Origin of the sequence: Texcoconibacillus texcoconensis, from assembly GCF_014202575.1 — a bacterium.
In the GTDB taxonomy this organism is placed as follows: Bacteria; Bacillota; Bacilli; order Bacillales; family Salisediminibacteriaceae; genus Texcoconibacillus; species Texcoconibacillus texcoconensis.
In genome coordinates, this window is sequence record NZ_JACHHB010000008.1 from 143908 (window position 1) to 160929 (window position 17022).

A 17022-nucleotide genomic window follows, 5' to 3' on the forward strand; every position below is an offset into this window, starting at 1 on the left:
CTTTAGTTCGTGAAAGTGGGACTGTCCCTCTTTACCGGAGGAAAGTTTTCATTTACAACAGAGCCTTCACCAAACCGAGAATCATGAGCCATAATGGAATACTTAAAAGCGTACCCCAAAACAATCCCTCGAACACATTTCCTTCATCATGCATCATACCAAACTCCAAACTGTTTTTTTCTGCAGTAGCAGTATTGGCCGTTGGAGGATAAAATAACCGTGTTCGAAAATTAAGACTTCTCATATTTAGCCAAAGCATTGGAAAGTTCTCTTGATTGTAGCCGCTCATTTATTGGGGATGCGTTTGTATTTCCCGATACTCCAATATTGCACAGACCCAGCTTCCCTTGTGATATGAGCAATGAAATCATTCTCATCAGATAAGACCTCATCTTTTGCCGCATCATTAAAGTTCTCTTTGAAGGTTGATAAGTGAAGCTTGTCGTCCGCTGCATGATTTTCGTTTACAGCTTCATCAACGTAAATGACTGTTCTGCTCCTCCGTCTCAGGAACGTAAACCTCACCATTTTTCTCGGTGACGACTGAGCGCTCAGTCTCCTCACTATCTTCGCGATCCTCTGTAGTGACTTCCGTATCATTGTTCACAACTTCACTTTGCTCATTGGCAGCCTCTTCCTCCGCGTCATCAGTCGTTACGAAAAATAAGGTAATAACCAAAATCGCAGCACAAACACCAACGGTTTTCCACGCCTCTTTCCTTTCTCCATCTGTCGGCGCCGTAAACGCACCATACAAACCACCGATAAGTGCCACAATTAGAACAATATTAAGCACCCATAATACTACTGTCATCATCACAACCCCTCCCAACATTAGTATAAATGATGAACATTCTCTTTAACTAGCAATTTAGTAAAGCGGAGGTAGTTTATCACAGGATGAAGTGGTGAGATTCATTTATGTGGAGTGATTTTTCGATGAGATAGGGCGTTTTTTCCGTCAGGTGAACCGAGTTTTCGTTCAGGTCGAGGCGTTTTCCCTTCAGCTGAACCGTTTTTTCGTTCACCTCAATTTGTTTTTCCTTCAGCTGAACCGTTTTCCGTTCACCTCAATCTGTTTTTCCTTCAGGTGAACCGAGTTTTCGTTCAGGTCGAGGCGTTTTTCCTTCAGCTGAACCGTTTTTTCGTTCACCTCAATTCGTTTTCCCTTCAGCTGAACCGTTTTTTCGTTCACCTCAATCTGTTTTCCCTTCAGCTGAACCATTTTTTCGTTCACCTCAATCTGTTTTTCCTTCAGCTGAACTACTTTTCCTCGTTAAATTCCGGTGGCATATTCTTCTACACAAAGTTATAAACTTTACATGTCAGCCATTTTACCTATTTCAGTCATGATTTCAAAAACGCTCATCACTTCCGTTCAAGTCAAACCGCTAATTCCTCCTAAAAAACTGACTTCATTTACAGAACTTTTCTCTGTGTAAAATTCGGTCTGGCTCAGTTAGTTAAAACTTATTTTATATGAAAGAAGGAGGATTTATTATGAAAAATGCAGGTTTAGCTGCGGTACTGTCGTTTTTCTTTTCAGGGTTGGGGCAAATTTACAATGGTGAAATCGGAAAAGGGATTGCATTTATTTTAGCTCAATTTATTAACGCACTTTTAATGTTGATTATTATTGGTTTTATTACTTATCCTATTACTTGGATTTTTGGAATGATTGATGCTTACAAATCAGCAGAACGGATTAACAGCGGACAAAGTACTCAAGGAGTCTAAATGATAGACTCCTTTTTATATAAATAGGTGATGAGGGACAGACCCACTTTCACACTTTATTACAGCGCGGTGCTGAAGTGGGACTGTCCCTCTTTAATGAACGAAAGGAGCACGGGGGGTTCCCGTGCTTCATTGAAAGTTTTCAAATTGGATTGTCCGTTTCTTCACTTCATCTCGGTTGACTTCGTAGCCGATGCCTGGTGCATCGGGAATTGTCAAAACACCTTGATTAACGGTGACTTCCGGTTCAATAATATCCTTATCCCAATATCGAGCCGATGCGGCGGTGTCACCTGGTAGGGTGAAGTTTGCTAATGATGTGATCGCAATATTGTGGGCGCGTCCAACGCCTGATTCTAACATGCCCCCGCACCACATCGGCACGTTTGCTTGTTCGCATAAATCATGGATTTTCTTCGCTTGCGTTAGCCCACCGACTCGGCCAATCTTTAAATTGATGATCCGTCCGCTGTCGAGCTCGATTGCTTTTCGCACATCTTCATACGAATGAATGCTTTCATCCAAGCAGATCGGTGTTTTCAACTCTTTTTGCAACTTGGCATGATCAATCAGATCCCCTGCTGCTAGTGGTTGTTCGATCATCATCAAGTTGAACGGATCCATCGCCTTTAGTGTTTCCACGTCCTCGAGCGTATAAGCCGAGTTTGCATCTGCCATGAGTGGGATGTCGGGGAACTCTTCCCTTATTTGTTCTAATACTCTGACATCTTTGCCCGGTTTAATTTTCACTTTAATCCGCTTATATCCTTCATCGACTTTTCCTTGGATGTTTGCAAGGAGCTGGTCAATATCATCTTCAATCCCTAAGCTTACGCCGACGTCAATTTCAGACTTCACACCGCCAAGTGCCTCCGTCAACGAAACACCTTGTCGTTTCGCGTATAAATCCCATACAGCCCCCTCCAGCGCTGACTTTGCCAAATGATTCCTTTTATACGGACGAAAGAACGCTTGTAACTCGTCTGGGTGCTCAATGTCTTTTCTTAACAAAGAAGGTATTAAAAACTTCTTCAGCATGAGCCAGCTTGATTCGGTGAATTCTTCGATATACAACGGCCGTTCTGATGTGACACATTCTCCCCAGCCTGATTGCCCTTTTTCGTCGATGACCTCGACTAATAGAAATAAGCGGTCATGTTCGGTGCCGAAACTTGTTGTAAATGGGTTTTTCATGCGCATCTTCACTTTATACAAGTTGATTTCATTGATCTTCATTCAAATGCCTCCTTTACTTCAGTTTACATTGGTCCCCAATCGATCATGACAGCGATTGATAGGTAGACAATGCCGATCGCAAACCAGATCAACGCTAACGGAATTGCAAAACGAATCCATTTTGTCCAAGGCACACCTGCAATCGCGAGGTTGGCCATCAATACACCAGAAAGTGGTGTCAGCATATTGGTAAAACCGTCACCCATTGTATACGCTTGAACGGCAACTTGACGTGGGATGTCCGCTAAATCAGCGAGCGGTGTCATAATCGGCATCACAATCGCTGCTTGTCCACTTCCAGAAGACACGATTAAGTTGAAAAGGCCGTTACCGATTAACATGACGATCGCTGCGACGACACTATTGAACGGTTCTAACAGCACGGCCAAGCCTTGAACAACCGTATCTAATACGTGTGCATCTTCTAAAAGAACAACAATCGAGCGTGCCATTCCGATAATCAAAGCGCCGTAAGCGACACCTTTGGCCCCGTTTATGAACTCGGATACCATCGCATTCGCACCCATTCGATCAATGAGTGCTGTACCAACAGCGATCATGAGAAAGATTGCGGACATTTCACTTAACGCCCAACCTAACTGAAAGACACCATACACGTATGTACTAATCCCAAGCACCAATAACCCGAGGACAAGTTTATGTGTCGTCGTTAATTTCGAGGACACTTGGTCCATGTTTCGTTCTTGATAGTTTGGAAAACGATCCTCTCCCATAATACTACGTGACGGGTCGTTCTTTACTTTGTAGGCATAGCGCAAAATGTATAAAATCGTTGCGACTAAAATTGTCACGTAAATGAGAACACGATAACCGACCCCTGAAAATAACGGCAACTGCGCGATTTGTTGCGCAAAACCGGTCGTGAGTGGATCGAGAAAACCAATTGCAAAACCTGAATATGCCCCAAGGTAAATAATCGAGACCCCGATAATCGCATCCATTTTCATCGCTCTTGCTAGAATAATACCGATCGGAATAAATGCAATAACCGCGTTGGCAATGATCCCTAAGCCACCAAACACAGAAAATAATGCAGCGACAACAATAATAAGTAACCACTCTTTGTTTCTCGTTTTATTGATCGTTTTCATAATCAAATTGTCAATCGCGCCTGTTTTTTCAATAACTGCAAATGCACCACCAATAATCAAAACGAGAAAGATTAATTCTGCACCGCCGACCATTCCCGCTTGAATCGCTTGAAAGATTTGCAGCACGTTAGCCGGTTGTTGTTCAATTTGTTCATAACTGCCTGGTACAATTACGGAAATATCATTTTCAGCCACTTCACGTTCAAAACTACCCGCTGGAATGATATACGTTAAAGCTGCTGCCAGCAACAAAATGCCAAATAAAATCACATAAGCATCTGGCAAGACAAAATTTTTCTTCTCTTCTTGTTTCGGTTCTTGCTCTGATTTTTTCGCTGTACTCACTGTTTCCCCTCCTAGGTTTTTGCTTGCACTGAATTATATTAAAGTCTATACTTTAAATCAATACAAAATATTGCAAAAATTTTAAAAAGGGTGATTTTAATGGATCCCCATTATGTAACGAAAACAAAGGAATTACTGCCGGAACTGACAAAAGGGCTGAAGAAAGTCGCTAATCAACTGCTCGTTGATCCGATGGTCTTTGCTATCCACCCTGCTAAAGAAGTCGGTACGATCATTAATGTCAGTGAGACGATGATTATCCGCTTCTGCAAAGAAATTGGTTACGCAGGGTACAGTGATTTACAAACTGAAGTGCGCCTTCACCTTCTAAAACTGAGCCAAAGCAGTCAAACCAAGTCAGATACCGATCACACAAGCGAATGGCTGCAAAACATGTCAGCAGATATCAACCACATCCAAAAAAATATCGAAAAACTTGATCAACAAGCCGTCGATGATGCGATTGAAGCGATTCGTGATAGTGAAAAAGTGATTGTTGCGGGATACTACCAGTCTTTTACCTTCGCACACTGGTTTTCTTTTACGTTGAATTACATATTAGGGAATGCACAGTTATACCGACCGGAATCAGATGCAGGTGTGCTCGATTTACTGCCGAAGCCTTCATGTATCCTCGTGTTTTCCTTTTTCCGCTATGCCCTTGATACGATCCAACTAGCAGAAGAAGCGAAAAAGAAAGGCATCAAAGTCATCGCCATAACTGATTCATGGGCATCTCCGGTGACAGAACACGCGGACATCGCGATCTCACTTGCGATCAGTGAAAACAAAACATTACTTAGCAAAGGACCAATCACGATGTCACTCATGAACGCAATGCTCGTTGAAGTCATCAACCGCAATGAAAACAGTGGCAAAATCCAACCGACTTATAAATATTTTATTAAGGATGGTGAGCAGTAATGGAACAACGTGTTTTAGAAACATTTAAGTATTTGCATAAGCACGCAGAACTTAGCTGGGAAGAAACGGAGACGACCAAATATATTAAGGACCTGTTAGAAAAAAGCGGATGTCAGGTGACCACGTTTGACGATTGCACAGGTGTGATTGGGGAATTGGGCAATTTTAACGGGGACCTCCCGGTTGTCGGAATTCGCGCAGACATGGATGCTTTATGGCAAGAAGTAAACGGAACATTTCAAGCCAACCATTCGTGCGGCCACGATGCGCACATGTCGATGGTCTTAGGTGTATTGTGGAAATTGGAGCAAGAGCCAGAGTTGCTGGATCAAATTGCAGTCAAATTTATTTTCCAACCAGCAGAGGAAAAAGGGTCTGGTGCCATCAAGATGGTCGAAAAAAACGTCGTCGACGATGTCGATTATTTATATGGCGTTCATCTAAGACCGGATCAAGAAACGAAAATGGGACGTGCCACACCTGTAATTGTCCATGGCGCGACGAAAATGTACGACGTCGTCATTAAAGGAGAGGACGCACATGGCGCTAGACCGCATCTGAATCATAACGCAATCGAGATCGGTGCGCAGATTGTCAACATGATCAACCAAATTCACTTGGACCCACGCGTCCCCCATTCAGCAAAAATGACCAACTTCCAAGCAGGCGGCAAAAGCAAAAACATCATCCCTGGAAGCGCAACCTTTGCACTCGACTTGCGGGCTCAAAATAATGAATTGATGGACGGATTAGAAAAACAAGTTGGTGGGATTTTCGACTCGGTGCGAAATTTATACGACGTTGACTTGGCGGTGACCAATGTGGACGGTATGGGTGCCGCGAAAACAAATGAAGAAGCTATCTCGATCATGGGTGAAGCGATCGCAGATGTGCTCGGTGAGTCTTATGTGGATGAACCACTCGTCACACCAGGCGGAGACGACTTCCACTTCTATACCATCGAAAAGCCTTCATTAAAAGCAACCATGCTCGGATTAGGGTGTGACTTAAAACCTGGTTTGCACCATCCGCAAATGACCTTTAACCAAGATGCATTGAAAAACGGCGTCGAGATACTATATCGCGCTGTCTTAAATACGTATGGGTTGAACAAATAATATGTAAGCTTTAGTGCCCCTTGCAAGAACGCGACCGTTTTGCAGGGGGCTTTTCTATCATCGTAAACGAATTCACAGTGCGATTGGTTACAATTCCCCAGTGCAATGGGAAAAGAAGTTCTTTGTTTATTGATTTGTGAGGTTGTTGAGGGAGGAAGCTTCAGCACTTAACATAAGAGCTCCTCATATAACGTTTTATCAACCCGAGGAGCCCTCCTTTTCTAGCCTTTAACGATAAAGAAAGTATTGCTTTCTACACGGACCAGTGTATCAGCACTCGCGTTTAGGATTTCGAGGCTCAACCCCTTCAACCATAGCTTACGGCCCATCACCTAACTGTCTACGCTTAAAGATAGGAGTTACCTCCTATCCTCCAAGACTCGCTACGAGTGAGTGGCTAGCTCTTACTCGCCAGGAAGCCCACCCGCTATATGTCGCGACCTTGCTCGGTCTCTCAGTCCGTCCCCGTGCTTCACAACTTTTATTTTAAACTTCCGATATAATCTGCTAGAAACAGCATCCCTCGAATGTGATGGACACTTTGGTCTCCAGATAACGAGTAGTCATTAAGAGGTTCCCAAGACCAGAATCCCCATTTTACATGTGGATCTTCTAAGTAATATGGGTACCGCGCACCTTCGATAGCTTGCATCTCTAAGCCGTATTTGACGGTTTTTATCGCACTATCTAAGTACTTTTGTTCACCTGTATTTTGGTGGAGGCGGATAAAGCTAATTCCGATGTTCGGCATATCTCCAGGACCAACATTCGGAGCACAAACATCTCCGTCTGTGTCAATCCCGATCGGCCACGCCCCATCTTCTCTTTGATATTCGATGAGCCAATCGGCGAATTTTTTGGCAGCGACTAAAAACTTTTCTTGTTTCGTCACTTCATAAAGGAAAACAAGCCCTCTTAATTCTGGAGCTACTAAGTCAGAGTTCCAAAACTCACCATCGATTAGGTAGAATCCGCCATCTTCTGCTTGCAACGTCAACCCATGCTCTCCCCACGCAATTGCATGCTCTAAATAGATCTCATCCTTGGTTAATTCATACCACTCTAAGTAGGCCGTGACAGGAAACCCAAACCCTCTCCAACAAAATCCTGTGTCAGACCATTGATACGTGTTGGTGTCATACTTATATTTAAAGCCAGCTTTTCGTGCCTGCTTCATAAAATTATGAAATTGCTTTAAATAGAATAAATAATCTTCATCCTTTGTACGCTTGTATAACGCAAGACATGCCCAAAATGCATCGCCTGTATATTTTACATACAATTCATTTTGTTTAAATCCGTCTTTTACGCCACCTTGCCACGTAAACATCGGATGGGTTTCTGTCCAATTTTCATAAGCCCACTTAAAACAATTTGCAGCTTTCTCAAGCATCGTATCATCCTGGTAACGGTCATACATAACTAGATAGTTAATCGCCATCAAGAAGTTGCCGCTATCCATCTCTGAGATAAACTTATTATCTGCGCGGTAATAATGGTGAAGAGCTCCTTCTTCTTTGTTATATAGACGGTCCAAAAATTCATAGACTGCATTTTTCGATCGGGTTTGAATTTCATCATAGGATATTCCGAGCATTTCTTTTACTTTTTCTTTACCTGCATGATCAGGCTCAGTTAAATCCCAGTCTTTTGGTGAGATTGTTTGAAACATTGATGACAACTCCTTCTTTTATACGTATTATTATTCAAGATCACTTAAAATATCGGTAATTGTTCGTTCACCTGGTTTATACAGTAGTTCTTCTAGTTTTTGGTTATAATCATCCACGAAACGAGGGTCAATCCATCCGAACGGGGTACCATATTCAACAACCTCAGAGTACACTGTCAAAAACGGATCGTCATCTTTTTCATCAATCAATTTCTCCATCGCCGTTGTTGTTGGAGGTAAGCCGATAAGACCAGCGTCATGTCCTTTTACCAGTTCTTCATCTGAAGTTAAAAATTCAATAAGCTCCAGTGCTGCCTCCGGATGTTTACTTTCACTTGATATAGCCCATCCTGCTGTATAAAGCATACTGGCTTCAGTATTTGAAACTGGTAAAGGTGTTACACCAACTTCTAAATCCGGGTTATCATTTAGTACACCTGGAATCCAGCTACCACCGTAAACCATCGCTACTTGTTGGTTTGCAAACATTTCTCCATCCCAACCAGCGCCGACCATTTGTGGGGATGTAGCCGATTCATCTTCAATAAACATCGTTTCTAATAGCTCTAACGATTGTACATGTTCATCTGCCTTGAGATTTTCGTTCATGATTCCCTCTGGCCCAACGAGTTCCAATCCAGTTGATTCCACGAAAGGTAGGAAGTAATTAATTTGTGGAGTTATACCAAATCCGTATTGATCTTCTGTCGTCAATTCTGATGCCACTTCCTTAAGGTCATCCCATGTTTCTGGTGCCGTTAGCCCTTTTTCCTCTAACAGATCCTTATGGTAAAAAAGTGCTGTTGTATTATAATCTTTGGGAATCGCAAACAGCTCATCCTCTACAACAAAAGCATTTAAAATTGACTCTTCAAATGTCGCTAAGTCCACACCTTCGCTCTCGACGATATCATCCAATGATAAAATAGCATCGGATTCAGAAAACATTTGGATGCGGTGTCCTCCATCAATTAAAAACACATCTGGCGCCACTCCTCCAGCAACTTGCCCCATAATCGCTTGATTATAAGAATCACCACCGCTAAACGTCCTAACCTCAACTTCTATATTCTCGTTTACCTCATTAAAACGATCCATCTGTTTTTGCAACTCTTCTGGAATACTTCCTGTTGCTTCAATAGCCAGTTGAATCGAGACTGGTTCAGCATCTTGAGTAGTTTCACCGTTAGTTGATTCATTTCCCTCGTCTGAACTTGTCTCATCTGCACTACAGCCCATGGCCAATACCATCAAACTTAGTAACAAAATCATGAATAAAGACAGTTTACGCTTCATTTTCACCAAACCCCTTTCTATGTGTGGTAAATCTTTTACTACCACTAATGTAAGCGCTTTTACAAATAAAGAACATGTCTCATTTTTTACTTTTCGTTCGTTTTATTTACTTTTGTTTTTTAAATTCAGAAGGAGTTAGTGAAGTGAGTTTTTTGAAAATTTGTGAGAAATACCTTTCATTTGTATAGCCCACTCTTCTCGCTACTTCTTGTGTTTTCAATTTTTCATCGGTCAATAAAGACTTCGCTTTTTCGATTCTTACTTTCGTGATGTATTCACTAATTTTATAGCCTGACTGTTGTTTAAAGGAACGACTAAGGTACGATGGGTTAGCTTGCACGTACACAGCGAGCTCATTTAATGAAATATCTTCTGCAAAGTGATCTTCAATATATTTCAACACTTGGCGAATGATAGGGGAATACTTCTCATCTTGGAACTTGTTAATCTCTTCAATACTTTGATAGAAAATATGATAGACGTATGATTTCACTTCTTGTATATGTTCAGCTTGAATGATCTTTGTCGTCGATAAATATACCCATGTTATGTTCCGTTTTTCTAGTTCACGTTGAAGTTGTAAGATGATATTTATCGTTTGCGCAACGATCGTCTCTTTATCCTTTTCTTGCGCCATCTGTTCAAATAGAGTGGATAAACTTTCCTCTACTTTTTTTGCATCAAATGTCAAAAAAGCATCCCAAAGATGCTCTTCACTGACCCAGTTTGTAGCCTCGTTATCTTTATTTTCTAACTGTTTATTATAAAAATGTACGGTACCCTGATTTGAAAAAAATAATCTTTCTAAAGCTTTTTGTGATTCCTCTACACATTTACGTAATTTTAGTGAAGAAGACTGAATCGAACTAATGCCGTAGGACGCCGTATAACCAAATGATGTTTTTAATTGATGCGAAAGGTCATTACAAAGATTGATAACCGTTTCGTAATTTTCCAATTGGCTTTTACTTTCTATTTTTTGCACCAATATTAATTCATCTTTTAACCATGTGATACATTCGGATAGCGTTTTATTTGAAGACGATATCTCTTGTTTCACTTGATGAATCGATGGTAGATTTGAATCTTTGGCATGAATTTTAATCAATACCGTTAAAAAATGTTGCTCTTTTTTTGTTAACCAATGAAAAGAATTTTGCAAATGGTCCTCTGATGGGTTGGAGATTATCTTTTTCAACCACTCTTCTCCATCACCTTTATTCTGCTGCTGTCGTTTGTCAGCCGTTTTTCTCACTAAGTCTACGATCTTCTGTGGAGAAAGAGTCGGTTTATGAAAATAATCGCAAGCTCCCCTTTTCATCGACTCTTTCACCTTTTCCCAATCGTCATAACTACTAAGAACGATGATTTCCCCTTGAAACCCCATCCCTTCTACATGATCTAAAAATTCAATACCATCCATAACTGGCATATTTAAATCTAAAAAGATGACATCAATATCAGGGTTTTCTTTCAATTGCTCTAACGCCTGTTTACCGTTTGAACACTCTCCGATCACTTGAATATCACTCTGACTTTCTAACGCCTTCCTAAAGCCTCTTCGAGTAATGATTTCATCTTCAACTAATAATACTTTCATGGTCATGGTCTCCTTCGTAGCAGTTTTCCTTCTCGATTGCTGGAAAAGAAATTTCTACTCTCGTCCCTACGTCTCTCTTACTATCTACTTGATAGTCGAAGTCTTGATGATAAATGAGTTGTAATCTATTCTTTACATTTTTAAGACCTACGGAACTAAATTTTAACCCCTTGTTATGTTGATCTTTAAGCGGTTGACCAATTCCATTATCTTCAACAACGATATGGATACCGTTCTCGTTTAATTGTCCATTTAACCAAATCTTCTTTGGACCTGATTCTTTTTCTAGTCCGTGTACAATAGCATTTTCTACAAGTGGTTGCAGAATCATAACAGGAATTTCATATCCGTCAATTCCTGCATCAAAATTCCAATTCACTTCAAATTCATGATCATAACGAATCTCCATAATTCTTAAGTACTGTTGGAGAAACTCTTTTTCTTCTTTAATCGGAATCATGTCATCTTTACGCTTCGAGATAAATTTAAAAACGTAGATTAAGGAGCTGATCATCTCATCAGCAAGCTCACGATCTTCTAAATAAATACACCATTTGATCGTATTTAATGTGTTGTATAAAAAATGAGGGTTGATTTGTGACTTTAAACTTTTAAATTCCAAATCCTTTTTTTGTCGCTCTTTTTCCACAATAAGGTTGACATGGTCTTCTAACGTCATGAGCATTTCGTTATAATGTTTAGCCAATTCCCCTATCTCATCAGGTCCTTCATGAACTTTTAAATGCTTCCACTTGCCGTAAGCCACTTTATTCATGCTGTCTTTTAAGTGTTGGATCGGCCTCACTAATCCTGAGCTCAAAATGTAAGCAACCGCAGCTGCAACAACAACAGTTAAAATTAAAATATAGGTTAATCCTCTTTTAATCGGTTGCAGTTCGTTGAGAAGCAAAGACTGGTCAGCAAGTGCATAAACCTCCCAGCTTGTATCCGTTGATAGATGATTCATAACAAGGTACGTGCTGTCATCATACGTAATCTCTTCACTTGTATCTTTCACACGCTGTGCATCGTCCAATGGGAAGCCATCGCTTTTAGCAATGGCTTGTCCTTTTTCATCAAAAGCAACAAAAGTAAAGTCGCTTTCTGCTTCTTTCTCGTCCAAAACATCTTGAAACGTTTTTGATTCAAGCATGATTTTCATGATTGCTAAAGGCTGTTGATTTGCGGAATCCTTAATGAGACGTGATATCGATATAACCTCAGGGCTTGATTCCATGCTTTCTTCTAAATGTAAATCGGTATAAACCCAATACCCATCTGCATCAATTGTATCTTGATACCATTTCTGTTCGTGATTTTGATTTTGATTTGTAAAAAATGTATTTTGCCTATTTGAGTGGCCAATCGTCAAAGGTTGATTCATTGGCTTTAAAAGAAGGTGATCAATACTTGTGTATATATTCATTAAATGATTAAAGTAATATTGGTATTGCTTTATATCCTGTGTCTTTTCATACATTGGAAAATCGTACATTTCATAGTCTTTTCTTAAAATTCTCTCAAGCTCATAATCTCCAATAACATGGCGCGTAACCATCGCTGCTTCCAGCATTAAAGAATGAAAACGCTCATTTATATCTTTAGAGATTGTTTCACCATGAATGCTTGATTTCTCTTGTATACTATTTGAAGCCACGTTGTAAGAATAGATCCCTAGTACAATCACAGGAATGAGAGCAACAATGATGAATGAAAATAGCATTTTATTTTTCAGCTTCCAATTGATTACATTCTTTTTCATTCATCATCCCTCATCACTAATTATCTGTTGACTTCATCTTCATTACCCTTTAATTCCTGAACCAATTGAACTGCTTATAAAATACTTTTGAAATATCATAAAGAAAACGATCGTTGGAATAGTCATTAATACAACTCCTGCCATCGAAGCTGTAATCGAACTCGTATATGCGGTGTTTGTAATTTGATAGATTCCAACTGGTAACGTATACATTTCAGGTTCTGTTGCTAGAATACTTGGGAAGGGGAAGCTATTCCAATTCCAAACAAAGATAAAAATCGCTTGTGCAATTAAAGCAGGCTTCGCTAAAGGGAGGGCGATTCGAAAGAAAATACTAATTCGATTAAGGCCATCAACTTTGGCCGATTCCTCCAACTCCTTAGGAAACGTAACAAAAAATTGCCTCATTAAAAATACCCCGAATGGATTGACTAAAAATGGGATGATCAAAGCTAAGTACGTGTTGATCCACCCAGCTGTTGCCATCATGATAAAGATTGGGATTAATAAAATTTGAATAGGCACCATCATTATACCAAGTGTAACAAAAAATAAAATCTTACTCCCGGGAAACTTAATTCTAGCTAATGAATATCCTGCCATTGAATTAAATAATAGATTGCCAACCGTAATCGTGATTGTCACGAACAGGCTGTTTTTGTACCATGTAGCGATATGGCTTTGTGTGATGATGTACATGAAGTTCTCAAAACCATATTCGCTAATGCTCGTGGGGAAATGATTAACGAGCATATCATTTTTTACTAGAGAAGCATAGAGCGTCCACACGAAAGGTAGTAGCATAACAAGTGATGTAAGAATGAGTAACATATAAAAAACCGGTCGCTTCATTTAAGATCTCTCCCTTTTTTCAAAATACCAATATTGAACAAGGGTCAACGTAAATATCATGATAAAGATGATAAAAGCTGCTGCCGAAGCATACCCCATATCAAAATATGTGAATGCTTGCGTATAAAGGTACATGACCATCGTTAATGTCGATTCACTTGGGCTTCCTGGTAACGCCCCTCCTGTAGTTGATACAACATAAGGCTGTTCAAAAATTTGCAGCGTCGCTATTACACCCATAAAAAGTACTAGAAAGGTTGTTGGCTTTAATAACGGTGCAGTAATTTTGAAAAACACTTGAACTTTATTAGCCCCATCAATTTTAGCCGCCTCGTAAATATCATCTGAAATGCTTTGTAAACCAGATAAGTAAAGAACCGTGTAAAAACCAATTTGAGTCCAGATGATAATAAATACGATCAAATAAAACGCATACCTTCCATCTGCATACCAAGCGACATTATCCATTCCAAATAACGTCATAAACTGTGTCATAACCCCGTCACGATTAAACATATAAACCATCACTGCACCAACAGCTATCGGTGAAGTAATATAAGGTAAATAATATACGGTCCTAAAAAAGGTTCGTGCCCGTATTTTCGAGTTGAGGACTGCTGCTAAAATAAGAGCGATCATTGTTTGAATCGGAACGACTATAGCTAAGAGCATTACCGTATTTTTTATCGCATTGATGAATGTTGAATCTTGCAATAAAGCAACATAGTTGTTAAACCCTACCCATTCCGCTGCATCTGGATTTAAATAACTAAAATCTTGAAAGCTAATAATGAGAGAATAAAGGATAGGGAAAAATATAAAGATACCAGCAATGAGTATGAATGGAGCCATCAAGAAATATGCGGCTCCGATTTCTTTTACACTCTCTTTCTTCCAAAAACGTTTCGACTTGTTATAATAAGATTGACTTTTTGACTTGACACCTGTATTTGTATTAGCAACGGTTTTCATATTAATCCCTCATTTCATCATTCTACAGAGATGTCTAAACCGGTTGTGTTCTTCTTTGTCACCACTTCTACCTCTCCATTTCCTTGTTTTTGAACAATGAAATCAAGGGTGCCATCACGATCACCTATCTGTAAATTTTCGATTTCAATCCAATCGATATCTTCCGGAAGAGTCGGAGATAATTGAATAGATGAATGGTCATTGTTCACTTGTATTCCTAACAAAGCTTGGATGCACGCATATGGCGTTCCAGCTGCCCAAGCTTGAGGAGAACATGCAACAGGAAAAGGAATAATGCTTCCATTTGTCTCTTCTTCTGGATATCCACAAAACAATTCAGGAAGGCGGTTCTCTTCAAATTGCTTGGAACTGTCGAATAAAGCTTGAACAAGTTTATTCAAATGTGCTTTAAACCCGTATTTGGCAAGACCAAGAGCAATCAATGAATTATCATGTGGCCACACCGTCCCATTATGATAAGCAATTGGACTATACACCTTTTCGTCCTTGCTCATCGTACGGATTCCCCATCCTGAAAAGAGGTCTTCAGATAAAAGTCGGTCAGCGGTAACGTCTCTTTTCTCTTTATCAATAACCCCTGACCATAAAGCATGACCTGGATCAGACGTTATCGTTTCAACTTTCGATTTCTCTTTATCGAGAGAAAGAGCGAAATATTTTTCATTCTCCATCCAGAATGACGAATTAAACTTCTCTTTTAATGACGTCGCTTCATTTTTCAGTTGATTTTCTTTTTCTTGACGCCCTAACATTCCATAAATTTCAGCCATCCTTATTTTTGCATCATATACATACCCTTGTACTTCAGATACAGCCATCGGAGAGTCGGATGGTGAACCATCTTTATGAACCATCGAATGGTTCGAGTCCTTCCAGCTTTGAATCGTTAAACCATCCTCTGATTTTTTATGGAATTCAATAAATCCATCACCATCAAGGTCTGCAAATTGATCTAAGTAGTCTAAACACCGTTCAGCAGCTGGCATAAGGTCTTCCAATAATGAGCGATCACCTGTCCAACGATATGTTTCTGATAATAAAATTAAAAATAGAGGTGTACCATCAATACTTCCATAATACCTAGAGAAAGGAACCTCTTTTAAATTTGCCATCTCTCCTTGCCTTGTTTCGTGTAAGATCTTTCCAGGAGCTTCATCATTCCAATCATCTTCTTTTTCTCCTTGAACATTGGCTAGTGTTCTTAATGTGCTCTTCGCAAGCTCTGGATTCAAAATTAATGTTTGAATCGCTGCAATCATCGAATCTCGACCAAATGGAACGCAAAACCACGGGATCCCTGCCACTGGAAATGGACCGTATCCAACATCTGTTGCTAACATGTGCATGTCATACAGTGCCGTCTCCAATGTCGTATTCACGGCTGGATTATTCGTTTTTATACGCGTACTCGTCTCTAACCATTGATCACGCTCAGCCTTCGCCTCTTTTACACTCACGTCGTATGAAGAAGGTTGGACTACTTCTTCCTCTTGATAGACAGTAATTTTTACATCAACCGTTTTACATGCCCCAGGCTCTAAATGAACGGGATAGGAAATATTGGTTCCGTCAACCGTACCTCCTTCGGAAAACGCCACATGCATATTTCTTTTAATATGATCAAGCCCTTCATATTTCACAGTAAAAGAGGTTGAACTTAGCGATTGTCTACCCCACTCCCCTCTCTTCTCCCTTTTAGCACCTCTTACCTCAAACAAGTCATGAAATACAGGTTGCAATAAGAGTTCCATATTACAAGTCACTTGTTTTAAACTTCCATTTTTCAACTCAATACGATCGTAAAACGTTTGTTCAAAAATAAATTGGGAACGATTGATTTCTAAATCCATCTTTTCATAGTGGGCATCTGCTGTTTGAATATCACCATTACTCAACGTAAATCGATTTTCCACATCCTTATTTGTTCTCGATAAGAAAATCGATTTCTCTCCATTCATCCTCAACTCATACCTATTCAAATATTGTGTATCCTTAAAATACACTCCAGACCCCATTGACTCCGGAGTAATATCTCCATATTCGTTCGTTACTGAAAAAACTTCATCATGCTTCAATGACACAAATGACATGATAACCTCCACCTTTCTCAACCTTTTGTAAGCCTTTTCATTAACTATACTGAAAATCTATTTTTTCATATACGTGGTTCGTTCTACTTTTTGTTCATTTTTTTTACTTTTCTAAATCAGTTTTCAAATTTCACTTCCTGCAACTAAAGGGAGACTACCTCGATTCACTTCAATAAAGTTTCGATACACCAATCGAGTAGGAGGAGGGTTCGCCCCTCCGTCCTCTCACACCACCGTACGTACGGATCTCGTATACGGCGGTTCAATAAGTTGAGTGATGCTTTT

General features: G+C 39.9%; 15 protein-coding genes. 3 read left to right on the top strand and 12 right to left on the bottom strand.

The window, feature by feature from the left end:
• Positions 1-52 precede the first annotated feature (52 nt).
• The 3 genes from HNQ41_RS10120 to HNQ41_RS10130 all read right to left on the bottom strand — a co-directional run bounded on the left by HNQ41_RS10120 (position 53) and on the right by HNQ41_RS10130 (position 1225).
• Positions 53-259, bottom strand: a complete 207-nt coding sequence (locus tag HNQ41_RS10120) for a hypothetical protein (RefSeq protein ID WP_184664332.1) — start codon at positions 257-259, stop codon at positions 53-55.
• A 216-nt stretch (positions 260-475) separates the two neighbouring features.
• The gene (locus HNQ41_RS10125; RefSeq protein ID WP_184664313.1) at positions 476-814 is read right to left on the bottom strand and encodes a hypothetical protein; all 339 of its coding nucleotides are present in this window, start codon (positions 812-814) and stop codon (positions 476-478) included.
• A gap of 231 nt (positions 815-1045) precedes the next feature.
• A complete protein-coding gene (locus HNQ41_RS10130) occupies positions 1046-1225 on the bottom strand; it encodes a hypothetical protein (protein ID WP_184664314.1) in 180 nt (59 codons plus the stop codon).
• Between the two features lie 275 nt (positions 1226-1500).
• Between HNQ41_RS10130 and HNQ41_RS10135 the strand changes: the two genes are divergently transcribed.
• Positions 1501-1737 (top strand): hypothetical protein, encoded by a 237-nt coding sequence (locus HNQ41_RS10135; protein ID WP_184664315.1) that lies wholly within the window; start codon positions 1501-1503, stop codon positions 1735-1737.
• A 129-nt stretch (positions 1738-1866) separates the two neighbouring features.
• On the opposite strand, the gene menC is transcribed toward HNQ41_RS10135, so the two are convergent.
• Both menC and HNQ41_RS10145 read right to left on the bottom strand, forming a co-directional pair.
• Complete coding sequence (gene menC / locus HNQ41_RS10140; RefSeq protein WP_184664316.1) at positions 1867-2973, bottom strand: o-succinylbenzoate synthase; 1107 nt, start codon at positions 2971-2973, stop codon at positions 1867-1869.
• Between the two features lie 23 nt (positions 2974-2996).
• Positions 2997-4430 (bottom strand): Na+/H+ antiporter NhaC family protein, encoded by a 1434-nt coding sequence (locus tag HNQ41_RS10145; RefSeq protein ID WP_184664317.1) that lies wholly within the window; start codon positions 4428-4430, stop codon positions 2997-2999.
• Positions 4431-4529: 99 nt separating this feature from the next.
• Here HNQ41_RS10145 and HNQ41_RS10150 point away from each other — a divergent pair, with 99 nt between their 5' ends.
• Together HNQ41_RS10150 and HNQ41_RS10155 are read left to right on the top strand one after the other, a co-directional pair.
• Positions 4530-5354, top strand: coding sequence for a MurR/RpiR family transcriptional regulator (locus HNQ41_RS10150; protein ID WP_184664318.1), 825 nt, complete (start codon positions 4530-4532; stop codon positions 5352-5354).
• Positions 5354-6472 carry a M20 peptidase aminoacylase family protein gene (locus tag HNQ41_RS10155; RefSeq protein WP_184664319.1) on the top strand — a complete coding sequence of 373 codons (1119 nt, stop codon included), beginning with the start codon at positions 5354-5356 and terminating at the stop codon, positions 6470-6472. Before HNQ41_RS10150 ends, HNQ41_RS10155 begins: the two co-directional genes overlap by 1 nt.
• A 481-nt stretch (positions 6473-6953) precedes the next feature.
• Here the strand turns inward: HNQ41_RS10155 and HNQ41_RS10160 are convergent, their stop codons facing one another.
• The 7 genes from HNQ41_RS10160 to HNQ41_RS10190 form a co-directional block, all read right to left on the bottom strand.
• Positions 6954-8144 carry a hypothetical protein gene (locus HNQ41_RS10160; RefSeq protein ID WP_184664320.1) on the bottom strand — a complete coding sequence of 397 codons (1191 nt, stop codon included), beginning with the start codon at positions 8142-8144 and terminating at the stop codon, positions 6954-6956.
• Positions 8145-8174: 30 nt separating this feature from the next.
• Positions 8175-9440 (bottom strand): ABC transporter substrate-binding protein, encoded by a 1266-nt coding sequence (locus HNQ41_RS10165; RefSeq protein ID WP_184664321.1) that lies wholly within the window; start codon positions 9438-9440, stop codon positions 8175-8177.
• A gap of 106 nt (positions 9441-9546) precedes the next feature.
• Positions 9547-11040: a response regulator gene (locus HNQ41_RS10170; RefSeq protein WP_184664322.1), complete on the bottom strand. Its 1494-nt coding sequence runs from the start codon at positions 11038-11040 to the stop codon at positions 9547-9549.
• Entirely contained in the window at positions 11021-12802 is a 1782-nt protein-coding gene (locus HNQ41_RS10175; protein ID WP_184664323.1) for a cache domain-containing sensor histidine kinase, read from the bottom strand. The genes HNQ41_RS10170 and HNQ41_RS10175 overlap by 20 nt, the downstream gene beginning before the upstream one ends.
• A 42-nt stretch (positions 12803-12844) precedes the next feature.
• Positions 12845-13654, bottom strand: coding sequence for a carbohydrate ABC transporter permease (locus tag HNQ41_RS10180; protein ID WP_184664324.1), 810 nt, complete (start codon positions 13652-13654; stop codon positions 12845-12847).
• Positions 13655-14626: a carbohydrate ABC transporter permease gene (locus HNQ41_RS10185; protein ID WP_184664325.1), complete on the bottom strand. Its 972-nt coding sequence runs from the start codon at positions 14624-14626 to the stop codon at positions 13655-13657.
• A gap of 17 nt (positions 14627-14643) precedes the next feature.
• Positions 14644-16737 (bottom strand): amylo-alpha-1,6-glucosidase, encoded by a 2094-nt coding sequence (locus tag HNQ41_RS10190; protein ID WP_184664326.1) that lies wholly within the window; start codon positions 16735-16737, stop codon positions 14644-14646.
• Between the last annotated feature and the right edge of the window lie 285 nt (positions 16738-17022).

Bases quoted from the DNA above. Each gene is read 5' to 3' on its own strand.
- HNQ41_RS10175 (WP_184664323.1), bottom strand. From the start codon at position 12,802: ATGAAAAAGAATGTAATCAATTGGAAGCTGAAAAATAAAATGCTATTT.
- HNQ41_RS10180 (WP_184664324.1), bottom strand. From the start codon at position 13,654: ATGAAGCGACCGGTTTTTTATATGTTACTCATTCTTACATCACTTGTT.
- HNQ41_RS10150 (WP_184664318.1), top strand. From the start codon at position 4,530: ATGGATCCCCATTATGTAACGAAAACAAAGGAATTACTGCCGGAACTG.
- HNQ41_RS10135 (WP_184664315.1), top strand. From the start codon at position 1,501: ATGAAAAATGCAGGTTTAGCTGCGGTACTGTCGTTTTTCTTTTCAGGG.
- HNQ41_RS10190 (WP_184664326.1), bottom strand. From the start codon at position 16,737: ATGTCATTTGTGTCATTGAAGCATGATGAAGTTTTTTCAGTAACGAAC.
- HNQ41_RS10130 (WP_184664314.1), bottom strand. From the start codon at position 1,225: ATGGTTCAGCTGAAGGGAAAACAGATTGAGGTGAACGAAAAAACGGTT.
- HNQ41_RS10165 (WP_184664321.1), bottom strand. From the start codon at position 9,440: ATGAAGCGTAAACTGTCTTTATTCATGATTTTGTTACTAAGTTTGATG.
- menC (WP_184664316.1), bottom strand. From the start codon at position 2,973: ATGAAGATCAATGAAATCAACTTGTATAAAGTGAAGATGCGCATGAAA.
- HNQ41_RS10125 (WP_184664313.1), bottom strand. From the start codon at position 814: ATGACAGTAGTATTATGGGTGCTTAATATTGTTCTAATTGTGGCACTT.
- HNQ41_RS10185 (WP_184664325.1), bottom strand. From the start codon at position 14,626: ATGAAAACCGTTGCTAATACAAATACAGGTGTCAAGTCAAAAAGTCAA.
- HNQ41_RS10120 (WP_184664332.1), bottom strand. From the start codon at position 259: ATGCTTTGGCTAAATATGAGAAGTCTTAATTTTCGAACACGGTTATTT.
- HNQ41_RS10155 (WP_184664319.1), top strand. From the start codon at position 5,354: ATGGAACAACGTGTTTTAGAAACATTTAAGTATTTGCATAAGCACGCA.
- HNQ41_RS10160 (WP_184664320.1), bottom strand. From the start codon at position 8,144: ATGTTTCAAACAATCTCACCAAAAGACTGGGATTTAACTGAGCCTGAT.
- HNQ41_RS10170 (WP_184664322.1), bottom strand. From the start codon at position 11,040: ATGAAAGTATTATTAGTTGAAGATGAAATCATTACTCGAAGAGGCTTT.